Origin of the sequence: Flectobacillus major DSM 103 (genome assembly GCF_000427405.1) — a bacterium.
Lineage (GTDB): Bacteria > Bacteroidota > Bacteroidia > Cytophagales > Spirosomataceae > Flectobacillus > Flectobacillus major.
This window is the reverse complement of the sequence record NZ_KE386491.1, coordinates 439766-455168: the sequence shown is the minus strand read 5'-3', so window position 1 is coordinate 455168 and position 15403 is coordinate 439766. Positions and strand designations below refer to the sequence as shown.

General features: G+C 37.7%; 12 protein-coding genes. 5 read left to right on the top strand and 7 right to left on the bottom strand.

Going from position 1 to position 15403, the window contains the following annotated elements:
- Nucleotides 1-72 precede the first annotated feature (72 nt).
- Entirely contained in the window at nucleotides 73-1125 is a 1053-nt protein-coding gene (locus FLEMA_RS0103800) for a transglutaminase domain-containing protein (RefSeq protein WP_026994315.1), read from the top strand.
- Entirely contained in the window at nucleotides 1122-2090 is a 969-nt protein-coding gene (locus tag FLEMA_RS0103795) for a YpdA family putative bacillithiol disulfide reductase (RefSeq protein ID WP_026994314.1), read from the top strand. Before FLEMA_RS0103800 ends, FLEMA_RS0103795 begins: the two co-directional genes overlap by 4 nt.
- A gap of 125 nt (nucleotides 2091-2215) precedes the next feature.
- Here FLEMA_RS0103795 and FLEMA_RS0103790 read toward each other — a convergent pair whose 3' ends face one another.
- The 4 genes from FLEMA_RS0103790 to FLEMA_RS0103775 form a co-directional block, all read right to left on the bottom strand.
- Complete coding sequence (locus tag FLEMA_RS0103790; protein WP_144080034.1) at nucleotides 2216-4003, bottom strand: hypothetical protein; 1788 nt, start codon at nucleotides 4001-4003, stop codon at nucleotides 2216-2218.
- Nucleotides 4000-4239 carry a hypothetical protein gene (locus FLEMA_RS0103785; RefSeq protein ID WP_026994312.1) on the bottom strand — a complete coding sequence of 80 codons (240 nt, stop codon included), beginning with the start codon at nucleotides 4237-4239 and terminating at the stop codon, nucleotides 4000-4002. Before FLEMA_RS0103785 ends, FLEMA_RS0103790 begins: the two co-directional genes overlap by 4 nt.
- Before the next feature lie 24 nt (nucleotides 4240-4263).
- Nucleotides 4264-6153, bottom strand: a complete 1890-nt coding sequence (locus tag FLEMA_RS0103780) for a beta-N-acetylhexosaminidase (RefSeq protein WP_026994311.1) — start codon at nucleotides 6151-6153, stop codon at nucleotides 4264-4266.
- A gap of 73 nt (nucleotides 6154-6226) precedes the next feature.
- Complete coding sequence (locus FLEMA_RS0103775; protein ID WP_026994310.1) at nucleotides 6227-6811, bottom strand: riboflavin synthase; 585 nt, start codon at nucleotides 6809-6811, stop codon at nucleotides 6227-6229.
- A 191-nt stretch (nucleotides 6812-7002) separates the two neighbouring features.
- On the opposite strand from FLEMA_RS0103775, the gene FLEMA_RS67395 reads away from it, so the two are divergent.
- Nucleotides 7003-7614 carry a DUF1684 domain-containing protein gene (locus FLEMA_RS67395; protein WP_044170755.1) on the top strand — a complete coding sequence of 204 codons (612 nt, stop codon included), beginning with the start codon at nucleotides 7003-7005 and terminating at the stop codon, nucleotides 7612-7614.
- 82 nt (nucleotides 7615-7696) lie between these two features.
- Here the strand turns inward: FLEMA_RS67395 and FLEMA_RS0103765 are convergent, their stop codons facing one another.
- Both FLEMA_RS0103765 and FLEMA_RS0103760 read right to left on the bottom strand, forming a co-directional pair.
- Nucleotides 7697-9511 (bottom strand): acyl-CoA dehydrogenase, encoded by a 1815-nt coding sequence (locus tag FLEMA_RS0103765; protein WP_026994309.1) that lies wholly within the window; start codon nucleotides 9509-9511, stop codon nucleotides 7697-7699.
- A 326-nt stretch (nucleotides 9512-9837) separates the two neighbouring features.
- Nucleotides 9838-10167 (bottom strand): DoxX family protein, encoded by a 330-nt coding sequence (locus FLEMA_RS0103760; protein ID WP_374755610.1) that lies wholly within the window; start codon nucleotides 10165-10167, stop codon nucleotides 9838-9840.
- A 282-nt stretch (nucleotides 10168-10449) separates the two neighbouring features.
- Here FLEMA_RS0103760 and ubiE point away from each other — a divergent pair, with 282 nt between their 5' ends.
- Together ubiE and porT are read left to right on the top strand one after the other, a co-directional pair.
- On the top strand, nucleotides 10450-11172 hold the full coding sequence (ubiE, locus tag FLEMA_RS0103755; protein ID WP_026994307.1) for a bifunctional demethylmenaquinone methyltransferase/2-methoxy-6-polyprenyl-1,4-benzoquinol methylase UbiE: 723 nt from the start codon (nucleotides 10450-10452) through the stop codon (nucleotides 11170-11172).
- On the top strand, nucleotides 11121-11873 hold the full coding sequence (gene porT / locus FLEMA_RS0103750; RefSeq protein WP_026994306.1) for a type IX secretion/gliding motility protein PorT/SprT: 753 nt from the start codon (nucleotides 11121-11123) through the stop codon (nucleotides 11871-11873). Before ubiE ends, porT begins: the two co-directional genes overlap by 52 nt.
- A 194-nt stretch (nucleotides 11874-12067) precedes the next feature.
- Here the strand turns inward: porT and FLEMA_RS0103745 are convergent, their stop codons facing one another.
- A complete protein-coding gene (locus FLEMA_RS0103745; protein ID WP_026994305.1) occupies nucleotides 12068-15367 on the bottom strand; it encodes a VCBS repeat-containing protein in 3300 nt (1099 codons plus the stop codon).
- Between the last annotated feature and the right edge of the window lie 36 nt (nucleotides 15368-15403).

The window sequence follows — 15403 nt, the reverse complement described above, 5'->3', positions numbered from 1 at the left end:
AGGAATAGCCTCATGAATACCAACAAAAGACTTAATGTACCAATTAATTCACTAATTATCAAATAACTATTCATGAAATACATCCTTAGCATTGTTTTACTCGCTTTTTTGCCTAAATGTTTTTCTCAAAACCCTGTAAAAAAACTCGCAGCACAACTGACAAGTACACAACCGACAGACTCGTTGAAAATGGTAGCTATTTTTCATTGGATAACCGACAATATTCATTACGATTTTGCTACTTTCAACGAGCGATTGCCAACCCTAGATTTGGGCAATACGCAGTCGAGTGCTGTAGTACTTTCGTCGAAAAAGGCTATTTGTGGTGGATACGCCAATATTTTTTATGATTTATGTCAATATGCAGGTCTTAAAACACAAATTATTGAAGGGTTTGGCAAAGTTCGCAATTCTTCAAACCCCGCAGATTCTACTTTTAGAATAGAAAGTCATGCGTGGAATGCTGTAAAAATTAATCAAAAATGGTATTTAATAGACCTCACTTGGAGTGCTGGAGCTATGATTAATGACCAATTTCAGCAACGCAAAACTTGGGATTTTTACCTTACAATACCTTCGCAGTTTTTGCTGACTCATTATCCATTCGACCCACTCTGGCAACTGTCAGATAATATCATTACCGAAAAAGAATTTATCAAAGGCCCTCCTTTTCGGTATAGTCGTAAATTCCCACTTGGAAAGACACTATTAACTTTTGAGCAGCTTGATTCTACCAGTAGGGTTGTCAGCAGCCAAGAGCGTATTTTACAACACGACCCTAACAACAACAACGCTTATAATACTTTGGGCTTCCACTATGCCATGAAATCTACCCAGATTTTAGAAAACTATACCGCTATTTCTCGGAAAATACGAGAAAACAAAATACCCCACCAGCAACAGCAAACTGCACTTACTTATAAAGAACAGCTCTTTAGCTTGCTGAATCAGGCCGAAGTGGAACTAAATAAAGCCTTAGATTATTATAATCATATAGCCCCTCAAGCTCTTATTAAGGGAGTTAACGATAATAAAAATTCTATTTTCATGAATCTTGAGGCAATTAGAAAAGACCGTGAAATGATGAACAAATATTACTCTGCCATGAGTAAAAATAAAAGATGAACAACTACGACTTAATTATTATTGGGGCTGGCCCTATTGGCTTGGCTTGTGGCCTCGAAGCCCAACAAGCTGGCTTTACTTATTTGATTCTTGAAAAAGGCTGTTTGGTCAATTCGTTGTACAACTACCCTGCCAATATGACCTTTTTTAGTACTTCCGAAAGGTTAGAAATCGGCGATGTTCCGTTTGTATCTAATAATGCCAAGCCCACTCGTTCAGAAGCTTTGGAGTATTACCGCCGTGTGGCTTTGCACAGAAACTTGAAAATAAACCTTTTTGAAGAAGTACAAGCCGTAACTCCTTTTGAAACACAATACCAAGTAAAAACTCCTAAAAATACCTATCAAGCCAGTCATATTGTTATAGCAACGGGGTTTTATGATATTCCTTTTTTGATGAACGTACCGGGGGAAGATTTGCCCAAAGTAACCCATTATTATCAAGAACCTCATTTCTATTCTATGCAAAATGTATTGGTTGTTGGAGCTAATAATTCGGCAGTAGATGCAGCCTTGGAAACATGGCGAAAAGGTGCCAATGTAAGCATGGTAATAAAAGGCGATGGTATTGGTGCTAGGGTAAAATATTGGGCCAAACCCGATATTGAAAACCGTATTGCAGAAGGTTCTATTAAGGGCTATTTTAATGCTACTGTAGCCGCTATTCGGGAAAACGAAGTGGATATTAATACGCCCGAGGGCTTGGTTACGATTCCAAACGACTATGTGATTGCCATGACAGGGTATCAACCCAACTTGGCATTTTTACAAAAAATAGGCATTGAATTGTCAGATGATGACATCCGAAAACCATTTTATGATGAAAATACTCAAGAAACAAATTTACCTAACGTTTATTTAGCAGGCGTTATCTGTGGTGGTATGAATACGCATTCGCTCTTTATAGAAAATTCGAGAGTTCATGCAACTCATATTATTCAGAAAATCATACAAGCCAAAGCATAACTTGATTTTCGACTTGGGTACATAAGTAAACAAATCATTGTGAATATTACCAAATACGGAGCAGTTTAGTACAAAAAAGCCTTCCTTCAGTTTAATTTAAGTCTATCTGCTCCGCATTTGGAATATTATGCAAACAACTCCATTTGTATACGTTCTATTGGCTTCATTTCATTCATAAAGTCGTCCCAATAATCTAAGGTCAAATTGAAGTTATATGTTTGGTTTATATAATCTAGTTCTTTTTTCAATTCAGATTTATCTATTATTTCAGCTAATGCTAAAAGGTCTATTCGCCTTAAAACATCTTTTGTAAATGTCCGTTTAGCATCTGCAAAAGTTATAGATTGCAGCAGTTTCGTTGTTATTTTAGCATTTAAAAGTATATGAGAATAAACCGCAAATTCTAATTTATCAAAACCCAACATATAGCAGGTATCATCAAGCATTACTGGTTTTTGGTTTTGGGGTAAAATAAGTGTAAAATGGTAGGTTTTATAAAGCCCTGAAATCGCAACTTTGTATGGTTTAAAGGAATACTCACCAACACCAAAAATAGAAAACGGGGGTTTATTGTTGTAAATACTCGACTTCCTCGCATTAAATATATCTTGATGCTCACTCAAATATTTATAGGTTTTCGGAAAGTTATATTTGATATAATCCGTTTCTTGACCAACCTTCTTTTGTGTTATAATTGTATGTTTTCTCGTTTGATTTATTATGGTATTTTTCAAATCCGAACTTTTTAAAATACCATATACCAAATCACTTTCTAAACTAACCTCCTCCTTCAATCCGTTCACAAAACATCCATTTACAAGCTCTAACTCCATGATGGAAGAACAGTCGTGTTTAATTCCTTGTCGCCATTCAAACGGACATTTTCCATCAATTTGAATGGAATCACTATAATTATCAAGATTAGAAACAAACTTATCTGTTGCCCAACCAAAATTTGATTTCACGTCCGAATTATTGTAAAAATCAAATTCTGTACACCAAAACGTAGGGTTTGAATTGAGCTTACAATAAAACAAAGAAGCCTCTACAGATACATTAAACTCTTTTTTGCTATCAATCAAATATTTTTCTAGGTCAGAAATATGATATTTATTGTTAATTTGGTCAAATACAATATTTTTAATGACAGCATTTTTTACCAACAATGCTATATTGCCATTTTGGTTTTGAAAAGTTTCAACCATCATTAATGTAATGTATTCGGCAATATCAAAATTACCTTTGCCAGTTATTGCATCTAATCCGTTATGATTTTTAAAATTTGTTTTTTTAGGAAGATTAGATGAGTTTAGGCTACCTAGTTTTGCATTTGTAACCCAAGGTGGATTTCCGATAATTAAAATCTTTTTTGTGTTATTTTCTTTGGCAATATTTTTAAAATCAAAGTCAAAAATACTGGTATGAATAATTGAAACCTCGGGGAGGTTATGTTTTGTATTATTTTCGTTAGGATTCTTTAGATAGAAATCAAGAATGTTAAATTTACTTTCCCAAACGTAAGGTTTGTATATTTCAATACCATAAATCTTTTTAACACCGTTGAAATATTTCAAAGAAGCAACTATAAAATTTCCTTTCCCACAAGTTGGTTCGATAATAATTTCTGGCGAAATATCTTTTGTTGTTAGATGTAAAGCAATATTATTTGCTAGCTCTATATTGGTCTGAAAATCACCATATTCAGCCCTATCTGGGTCTAAAACGATGCTTTGTGAAATTGATATACTTTCTTTGAGGATCTGTAAATCTTCTTCATTATCAAAAAATTGTATCACCCCAAAAGATTGAAATAATTTGCTGTTGGCTTCTTCTACAGACACCATATTTCTCAGACTATCATTTAAGTAATCCAAAACCTGATGGGTAATATTCGCTCCAAATACTTTCATCATTGAGGTTTGTTATAGCTTACAATTTTCTCTATTCCAGAAATACCATCGGCCAATGTAACAATTCGTTGGTATTGTAATCGCCACTGCAAAGCGTTTGAAATAGTCAAATAACCTTGCTCAGGTGGTGTCTGTAAAATCTGTTCGGCAACTTTTGTTAACGTAATTTCGTCAGCAGGAATGTTTTTATCTTGTAAATATGTAATAATATCGGCTTCATTTGCACCATCTTTTAGCATTTCACGTAAAACCCTATGAAATCCCTAATCTATGACATTCTGAAAACGCCCAACTCTGTCCAGTAGTGTTTTTACGGGAATAGTAATACGTTGTCCGATTGGCTTGCCAGCTCGGTAGGTTTGTACCTTCAGGTAACTTGCATTTTTAGGAATCACCAGGGTTTTGCCTTGGTATTTTGGGAAAAAGTTGTCTGGATTGGTACCATCAAACGAATAATAGATATCCAAATTACTTAGTTCTGTTTGCATTTCTACTTTTATGGCATTGCCTTCTTTGATTGTCCTAATTACGGGGTCGTACACACTGCGAGCATAATTGATTTTTGCTTCGTCCATTCGGCCAAAGTGTGTTTCCATTTTTGTAGCAAAATAATTCCAATTTCGTTTTTCTTTCTTACTCCACAGTACTTCCGACAAAGCCCATGCTCGTGGATACATCATGTATTCTAAATGACGAACATTGGGTATAGATTCTGTCCACAGGTTGCCTTGCCCACCCAATATCAATGATTCGTTGACACCGCTTGGTGTTGGTTCAAAGCTATACACCTTTTTCAAGCGTAGCATATCATAGGTATTAGGCTCGGCCAGAGGGTCGCCTTGGTACAAATCTAAATAAGCATGGGTATTGGGCGACATTACTACGGCATGGTTTTGTTTGGCGGCTTCGATACCTCCTTTTGCTCCTCGCCATGACATCACAGTGGCATCTGGAGCAAGGCCACCATCCAAAATTTCGTCCCATCCAATGAGTTTTTTCCCCTTAGAGGCCAATATTTTCTCTACTCTTTTTATAAAATAACTCTGTAACTCATCGGTATTCTTTAGGTTTTCTCGCTTCATCAATGCCTGACATTCGGGGCTTTTTTCCCAATAACCTTTATAACATTCGTCGCCCCCAACATGAATATAGCGATGCGGAAAAAGCCCTGCAATCTCCCCAAAAACTTTGTCCAGAAAATCGTACACTTTTTCGTTGGAAGGGCAAAGCGAATTTTCTACTTCACGATAAAACCGCCAACCGCCATTTACCTGAAACTTATTGCCTCCTGCACACGATAGTTCGGGATACGCCGCTAGCATAGCAAGGCTATGCCCTGGCACATCTATCTCGGGAAGGATTTGGATATACCTCGACTGGGCATAAGCCACAATTTCCCGAATATCGTCCTGTGTGTAAAAGCCTCCATAGTTGGGGGTTTCTCCTTGTAAGGGCAGTTCTCTGTCCCACCAGTTACCGATTCGGGGTACACGCCATGCTCCAACTGAAGTTAGTTTTGGGAATGATTTAATTTCTATTCGCCAACCTTGATCGTCGGTCAAGTGCCAATGAAAAGTATTGAATTTGTACTTTGCCAGTTGGTCGATAAATTTTTTAATATATTCTTTTGGATAAAAATGGCGGCTTACGTCTAGCATAATACCACGCCAAGCGTACCTTGGGTAATCGGTTATGCTTGTACATGGTATTTTCCACGTAAGTTTTTGGTACTGTTTGGCTTCTATTTGCTTGGGCAAAAGTTGCAATAAAGTTTGTACAGCATAAAACATTCCACTGGCAGAATGTGCCTTGATGTCGATATGCTTAGGGGTAATTTCTAGGGAATATCCCTCCTCCTGCCCGAGTACCTTGAAAGTGGTTTTTTCAAGTTTAAAATTGATATGCTTTCCTATTCGGGGCGTTGTCGATACTGGCAATTTGTAGCCTGTAGGTAAGGCTATACTTTCCGACAAAAAGTTAGCGATATTGGCAATTTCTTCGTTTCCTGCAGGAATATGTATTTTAATATCGGGTGAAAACACAAACTCACCAGCTACTTTTTGTTGAAAAACAGGTTCGGGAATTACTTGTTGAGCCAATAGGCGTTGTAAAGACCACAAAGTGAAGAATAATAGCATTTGAGCTTTTTTCATACTTGATATTGTATTTAGGAATAACAATTGGTAGGCACAGGTTATTACTTCTGATACCCACCAATTTGTGTTTTTAGAGATTCATCATTTTTCGGATATACTTCCCTACAATATCAAATTCGAGATTAACGGTATCGCCTACTTGTAAAGTATGAAAAACCGTATGCTCGTAAGTGTAAGGAATAATGGCTACCCTAAAAGTATTTGTACCTGAATTAAAAACGGTTAAGCTTGTTCCATTAATACAAATAGAGCCTTTTTCTACTGTAATATTTTGGTTGTTTGGCTCATATTCAAAATCATATAGCCACGAACCATCTTGCTCGGTAATAGCAGTAACAATACCTGTTTGGTCGACATGCCCCTGTACAATATGTCCATCAAAACGGCCATTGGCAGGCATACAACGCTCTAGGTTTACTTTCGAGCCTACAGACAATCGGCCAAGGTTGGTTTTCTTGAGGGTTTCGTCGATGGCTGTTACAGCATACACAGAGCCTTGAATATCTACTACGGTTAAGCAAACACCATTGTGAGCCAAGCTTTGGTCTACTTTGAGTTCTTGGGTAAATGGACATGTCAATTTGAATGTAATATTGCTGCCTTCTGCCTGAATATCTACTACTTCGCCGATGGCCTCTATAATTCCTGTAAACATAATGTTAGACTGTTTAAAATATTGATTGTTTTTTACTCAACAAAAATTCAAGTCACAAAGTTAAAAGTTATCAAATAAGGCTTTAGGATATTCGTCAAGTTTTATGAGTAATACGATTTTTGGGTTTCGTACCCAAGCCTTCAAGCTAATGACTTATCTTTGTAAAGAATTTAGGATAAATAACGTATTTTATGAAAAAGATTATAGGATTCATCGCCATCATTGTAATAATTACGATAGCTTACAATATTATTAATAGTGGTAGTACCCAAACGGAGTCGGTCGAGGATATAGCAAGTTATAAAACCCAAATTCAGGGTATTCGAAACGATAAAGACCAATACCTAAAAACCGATAAAGAGTCGCCCATTGAAAATAAAAATGCTTTTCGGCAACTTCCTTATTTCGCTATTGACCCCACTTGGAGAGTCACAGCAACAATCGATAAGCTTAAAAGTGGACAAAAAATAGAAATTCAAATGACAGGAGGCGAAACCGAGGCGTACGAGCCTTATGGCAATGCTACTTTTGAAATAGGAGGAAAAAAATATGCTTTAAAGCTGTTTATCAACGCCGAAGGCTTATTGTTTTTACCTTTCAAAGACCTTACTTCGGGCAAAGAAACCTACGGTGCAGGCCGCTACCTTGATTTAGACCCCCAAAATATCAAAGGTAGTCAATTGGTTATAGATTTCAATTTGGCCTATCATCCTTATTGTACTTATAATCATACGTTTACTTGCCCAATTCCTCCTGCCGAAAATTTCCTTCCTATAGCAATTAAGGCTGGTGAGCGACTGTAAATCAGTTCATAAAAAAAGGACGAACACCTGAGTGACTCGTCCTTCTACTTGATTCAGCTTGTTAATTTAGTGTAATGGTATCTTAAATCGCAGGCTGAAAGTCGGAAGTTGCAGTAAGCACTTCTGTGTCTAATAGCCTTGCCGATAAACTTAATGTTTTGACTAATTCATAGTGGAAATAAAATTTCATGGTATGGAGCTTTGCTTCATAAAAAGCTAAATCATCGCCAAGCGGGTTTTGTGTTAGTAAAGCCTCTTTGGCAACAATACCCTGTTTGAGCCACTGCCAAGCCACCGACACCGTCCCAAAAAATTCCATGTACAAGTTAGCATCAGAAAGGAATACTTCGTTGTCGCCCTGTGATGCTATTCCCAATAAATGGATAGTTACTTTCTGTAATCGGCCCAATTCTTTCTCCAGTTTTTCGGCATAAGGTATCAATTCATCGTGGGTTTTGGCGGCTTCGATGGTTTTCATTATTTCGCCAAATAGTAATTGTGGAGCTTTACCGTTGTTACTTGTAATACCACGACCTAGCAAGTTGAGCGAATGAATACCTGTTGTTCCTTCATAGATCGACATAATTCTCACATCACGAGCCATTTGCTCTAATGGAAAATCTTCGGTATAACCATATCCGCCAAATACCTGCAAGCCCTCATTGACCGACCTAATACCATATTCGGCTGGGTAAGTTTTTGCAACGGTAGTCATCAAATCTAGCAATAACTGATATGGCTTGGCCTCCTCTGAATGATGCCCATGAGCATGAATCATATCTTGCCAGAAATAACATTCAAACAACAGGCCTATACACCCCTCTACAATTGCTTTTTGGAACAACAACATTCTTTTTACATCGGGGTGGTTGATGATAAATGTTTGTCCTTCTTCCAAATTTTTATTGTTTAATCGTCGTCCTTGTGGTCGTTCTTTAGCATATTCCAAAGAAGCATAATAGGCTGCAGAGGCAATATAAGTAGCTCCCATACCTACACCCAAACGGGCTTCGTTCATCATTTGAAACATGTAGGTTAACCCCTTGTTAGGTTCGCCCACCAAATAACCTATCGAATTATCTTTATCGCCAAAAGTAAGGTGCATTGCTGGCGTAGCTTTCTGCCCCATTTTGTGGTAAATACCTGTAGAAATCACATCGTTGTCGATAGTATAATTACCGCTTTCGTCGGCCCTAAATTTGGGTACAACAAACAACGATATTCCTTTTGTACCCAATGGAGCACCCTCTATACGAGCCAACACCAAATGGATAATATTATCGGCAATATCGTGGTCGCCTGCCGAAATAAACACCTTTTGACCTTTAATTGTAAAACTTCCATCAGCCAAAGGCTGTGCTGTCGTAATCACATCCGAGAGCGAGCTACCCGCTTGGGGTTCGGTCAGACACATCGTGCCTGTCCATTCGCCCGAAACCATTCTATGAGCAAACTTTTCTTGTAGGTCTGTCGAGCCAAAAGAATATATCAAATGAGCCGACCCAGCAGTTAGCCCTGTAAACATTACCAAAGAATTATGAGCTGCTCCTCTGATAAACTCGTTGGCAGCATTAACCACCACTGGCAATTGTTGTCCACCGTGCTCAAAAGCAAAAGAAGCATTAATCAAACCCGCATCGCCCATTGCTTTAATATAATCTTTTACCGCCGGATGCACTTTCACTTGCCCATTGACTAACTCAGGCTGTTTGCGGTCAGATTCTACATAGGCAGGACGCATAATCTTGTCGGCTATTTCTTCGACAGTATCTAACACCATATCGAACATATCGGGTGTATAGTCCTGAAAATAAGGATATTTAGTCAATTCCCCAACATGGAGGACTTCTTTTAGCATAAAGTCGAGATTTCGACGCGAATATTGTTGTGCCATCATCTTACTATTTATTGTTGGGTGGTTTGCCTATATGAATACTTACAAACCATACTTATTTTTCATATTTTAAGTAAAAATAATACAATAAATATTATTATGCAAGCATACCATTTTAAAATAAAATTGGAGAAACTTTTTCTACCAAGTTGCCGAAATCAAATAGCCTCTTTAGAAAACGGCTACACTGTTTTTATAGCTTTTGGGCTATCATAAAAGAAGTGGGTAAACCTTAACACGCTACTCGGAAGCAGGATTGCTTTTGAACATTCGCTAGAAACTCGATGAGTATTTTTCTGTGAGCTGGTCTTATCAGTTTTTTTAGATTTTTATGCCTGTGTATATTGATAAGCCCACCAAATTAGCACAAACTGTAGAGGCAAACGCAAATACAAAGCCCATTGTGGCAGAGCAGTGAATTTTCCAGAAGTAGCCATATAAATATTGGCAGGAAAAACAGCCAACAGCAATACTATTATACCCCAAGCAGCCAACGAACGGGTTTGAGGAAAAAGAAGTCCTATTGCCAACAAAATTTCAGCGGCTCCACTAAGAGCCACCATCAACTGATGAGCAGGGACAAACGGAGGCATGATAGCCAAAAAAAATCTAGGTTTTAAAAAATGAAAAACACCTGCAAAAGCATAAAGAAATGCCATAGTATACATCACAATAGTTGTCATAAGTACATGGATTAAGTTGTTTGGGATTGTGTAATTGAGTTGAAAACTTCTTTCTACCAAATAAATTTAGCATTATCTACGCCAATTCCTAATTACTGGTTTGATTCTTGTGAAACATTATTCTTGTACAAGCTGTTATCTCGGAGATGAATCGTAACTTTGCAGTCGCTTTTGGGCAAGCGACTCCCTTGTCAGTATTCAAAGTTGCTATTTGGTAAAGGCCCCAAGCTACTTTATTTCATTAAAATCATTTCGACGATGACCGTACTTCCATACAAAGAGCAAGATGCCAGTAAAAAAGAGCAAGTAGCTCAAATGTTTGATAATATTTCTCCAAAATACGATTTTCTTAATCATTTACTCAGTGGCGGAATTGATATTTTGTGGCGTAAAAAAGCCATCAAATTATTGAAGGCATCGCAGCCCAAAACGATACTAGATATTGCTACTGGTACTGGCGATTTTGCGATTGAAGCCTTGGCTTTGAAACCTGAAAAAATCGTAGGAGTAGATATTTCGGAAGGAATGCTGAGCTTTGGAAAAGAAAAAATTAAAAAATTAGGTGTTGAGCATATCATCGAAATGCAAAAAGGTGATTCGGAAAGATTATTGTTTGAAGACAATACCTTTGATGCTGTTATCGTTAGTTTTGGTGTTAGGAATTTTGAAAACTTAGAAAAAGGCTTGACCGATATGTGCCGTGTTATGAAATCGGGCGGAACATGTATTGTTCTGGAATTTTCTAAGCCAAAATCATTTCCATTCAAACAACTTTATAATTTTTATTTCAAGTATATTTTGCCTGTTGTTGGTAATCTAGTCTCAAAAGACGCATCGGCCTATACGTACCTTCCCGAGTCGGTACAGGCATTTCCAGATGGAGAAAACTTTTTGAGCGTATTCAGAAAAGCAGGCTTTACTCAAACTCAATGTATACCACTCACTTTCGGAATCAGCTCAATATACATAGGCAAAAAGTAATTTTTGCTGCTATTGTTTGTCTTTTGCTTTTGGGAAATACATGCAACTCATTGGCTCAGCGTTACAAATACAAACGCATTTACGATGAGTTTTATGACGAAAAGCTGGTACATTTTGGCTTTTTATTTGGGTTTGGTGGTTCACGTTTTAATTTGTACCATAGCCCCAAATTTACTAGCCCAACCGACACATCGGTAACGGTGGTATCGCCCTCTAACTTTGCTTTTCAGGTAGGAGGTATTGCCAATTTTACTTTAAGTAATTATTTCGACCTCAAAACTGGCCTTAATGTAGCCTTGTATGGACGCGAAATCAATTATCGTTTCAATGTTACCAAAGATTACCCCGAAGAATTAAGAGAATCTACTTGGCTAGAATTGCCAATTTTGTTAAAATTCAAATCGCAGCGACGAGGCAATAGTAGAATGTTTGTCGATGCAGGTATCAAATTAGGCCTTGAAGCTAATGTAAGGAAAAATGCCGCTACTACAACAAGGCTTAATACACGTGGGGCAGATATTTCTTTGGAATATGGGATAGGTTTTGAACAGTTTTTTAAGTATTTCAAATTTACGCCCGAACTACGATTTTCGCATGGCTTGACCAATATGTATATTGCTCCAACCAGTCCGTTTTCTTATTCTAATGCCATTCGCAAACTGAATGTACATACTGTTACGTTATATTTGATGTTTGAATAAATATTGATTATCAATATATGAGTCATCCCGAATTTTGGGATAATTTAAAATAGTCATGAGGTTGACCATCGTACTTTTCCGAATAGGGTGCAACTCGCACCCTATTCGGAAAAAAGTACACAAATGCTAGACATTTATTGACTATTAATCAAACAAGGCGGTCGAAAAACTAATTTCGACCGCCTTATTTGTTGTTATTTGATCCCTATTACTTGTAGGTTATCGTTGTTTTTGGCCATGATAATGCGTTTTTTGCCTGAACTATTCTTCGTCAGTCTTGCTTTACGGACTTGTCCTTTTATCATCAAGCCTGATACTGTTGAAGGTAAGACGTCGTATTGTCCTTTTCCTTTTCCTCGCAAAATAATTCCATAGTTGGCATCATAACGACCTACCTCTGGCAATACGTCATAGAAATTACCTGTTAGTAATATATCCAGATGACCATCGTTGTCATAATCTAAGGTTTGGATACTCATTATTGGAGCCATTTGTACCACTTGAGGTAACTCTTTTACCGAGAATTTTCCATTACCTTGATTTATCAAGAAAATCGAGGTAGTATTGGTTACTTTTTGCATCGTAACTCCTTCCATTTGGCTATTGTCAAATAGGTCATCCATCGAAGCAGTGGCATAATCGGCAAACTTCAAAAACTTCTGTTTAATATTAGGTAATTGTTTTTGCAAATCAGCCTTCAATACTACTGGACAAGCTTTACCTTGTCGATAACAGGTCATGATTTGTTCTAATGAGCCATTTTTATCAAAATCATTAACATATAACTCGGCGGGTTCGGTAGCACTTGCTTTGAAATGGTGATTTAGCCCCAAATTACCGATAATAAAATCGGTGTCGCCATCATCGTCGATGTCGGCAGCTTGTATACAATTCCACCAGCCGTTGATATTATCTAAGCCTAAATCAATTTTTTGAAAACCCTTTCCTTGTTTATTTTTAAGAACGGTAATAGGCATCCAGTCTCCCACAATAACCAATTCGGGGTATTTATCACCGTCTAAATCTACCCAAGAGGCATCTGTAACCATGCCTAAAGCCTTATTTTCGGCCAAAATGGAATCAGTTACGTTTTTAAAATTACCTTTTCCATCGTTTTGTAACAAAATGCTACTAGGCGTTCGGCCATAATTTTCAGGAATCAACCGTGTACCTATAAATAGGTCGAGGTCGCCGTCCAAATCAAAATCAGCTACTTTTACACACGAGCCACTAGCCTTGATAAGCGGCAAGGATAGCTGTTCGGTAAAGTTTCCTTTGCCATCATTGAGAAACAACTTATCGGTCAAATTAGGTGAATCTTTGGCAAATTCGTTACTACCTGTTACCCAATATAAATCTAAATCATTATCGTTGTCGGCATCGAAAAACAAGGCATCAACCACCTCCAAAGCTATATTTTTTTGAAATTCAGCAGGCATTACACCTTGGTATGTACCATTTTTTTGCTGTAAATAAAGCCATTTGGGTTGTGTAGATGCCCCCCCAACAAATATATCTTCTAGGCCGTCGCCATTGATATCGCCAAGAGCCAAGGCGGGTCCTTGTGTAGAGTATTTCTGCTTTAGTAAGCCATCACGATTATAATCGACAAAGTCATTTTCTTGGTGCTTATAGTCTAATTTAACTTGTTGGGTAATATCTTGAAAAGGCAAATTTTGAGTGCTTGGAGCTTTATAGACAAACTTTTCTTTGGCATCGCTATGTACTAAAGTAAGGGTTTGATTGGTTAGTACATTTTTCAACGTTTGGCGTTGGTCATCGCTCCAGATTACTATCAGCGAGTCGATAGTAGTGGTAGTCCCCAAGCCAAAATTCAAGGTTAAGTCCATCGAAGACTGAAATCCTCGGTTGGGTAATTGTTGTAAAACCTGTTGTTGGCCTTTACTAAAAATACAAACCTTTGCCCCTATACCAAAAAGATTATGAGCAAACCCGCTCAATTTTACTTTTAGATAGTGGGCATTGGTTTTTTCGTTGGTTTTGTTTTTATAAATCGACACAGGCGAATCGTTATTATTGACCACCAAATCTAAATCACCGTCGTTGTCCAAGTCGCCATAAGCCGAGCCATTGGAAAATCCGGCCCCTTCCAAGCCAAAATCTACAGCTTTGTTTTCAAATTTAAGATTTCCATAATTTTTGAAGGCATAGTTTGGTACAGGTGTGGAGGTCATTCGGTCTACAAACTCACGATAGTCAAACTTTTTACCACTCAACATTTGTTGCATGGTATGTTCATCTCCCAAAAAAGCAATATAATCTTGGTCGGTAAGGTCTTTCATGATACCATTTGCCACAAAAAGGTCTTTTAAGCCATCATTGTCCATATCGAACATCAGCCCGCCCCAGCTCCAGTCGGTAGCATGAATACCAAGCTGCTGAGCCACTTCCGAAAATGTACCATCGCCATTATTAAGATGCAGCATATTTCGCATATACTGATAATAATAGTCTTGTTTGAGCTTAAATTCAAAAAAATCATAGCTCTCGTAAGTCGCTGTTTTTTTGACCCTTTCATCACTTTCAGGAAACATCTCGGTGACAAAAATATCCAGATTACCATCATTATTAATATCGGCAATATCCGACCCCATAGACGACAGAGACGTATGCCCTATCTGTTCTTCTATGGCCTCCTTGAATGTTCCATTTCGTTGATTGATATAGAGATAATCCCGTTCATAAAAATCATTAGATACATAAATATCAGGCCAGTTGTCGTTGTTGACATCGCCAATAGTAACCCCTAAACCAAAGCCAATCAAGCTCCCATAAATTCCAGCTTCGGCACTTACATCTACAAAATGATTGTTGTCGTTACGATAAAGCTTATCTCCTCCCAAATCGTCACGCTTATTTCTGAGATTGGCATAACCTAGCCTATCCATAGGCGTAAAGCTATTGTTGAGACAATACATATCCAAATCGCCATCGTGGTCGTAGTCGAAAAAAGCGGCATGAGTTGTAAACCCTCCATTACTAAGGCCATATTGCTGAGCCTGTTCTACAAAAAAAGGCACTCCATTTTTGACTCCCTGATTGATATACAGCTGGTTGCCTCGATTATCCTTATTGCCCGAATTACAAACATATATATCGAGCTTGCCATCGCCATTGACATCGGCCATAGTAACACCCGTACTCCAAAACTTTTTACCTGTAATACCAGCACGATCGGTAATATCCTCAAATTGCATATTACCCTTATTGAGGTACAAGCGATTTTGTTCAAAATTAGAAGTCAGGAATATATCAGGTAGGCCGTCGTTGTTGATGTCGCCCAATGCCACGCCGCCGCCATTATAGAAGTTTCGATAATTGAAAATATTAAAATCTGAGCGTTCTAAGATTCTATTAGTAAAGTCAACGCCAGTATAAGAAGCTGGAAGTTCTTCAAATAAAGTATCTTTATTTTGGGTAGAACAAGCCACAAGTGTTGCCAATACACCAACAAAAAACAGTATTTTTTTCATAAAATTCTTCAACCAATAGCCAATTTTGAATGCCGT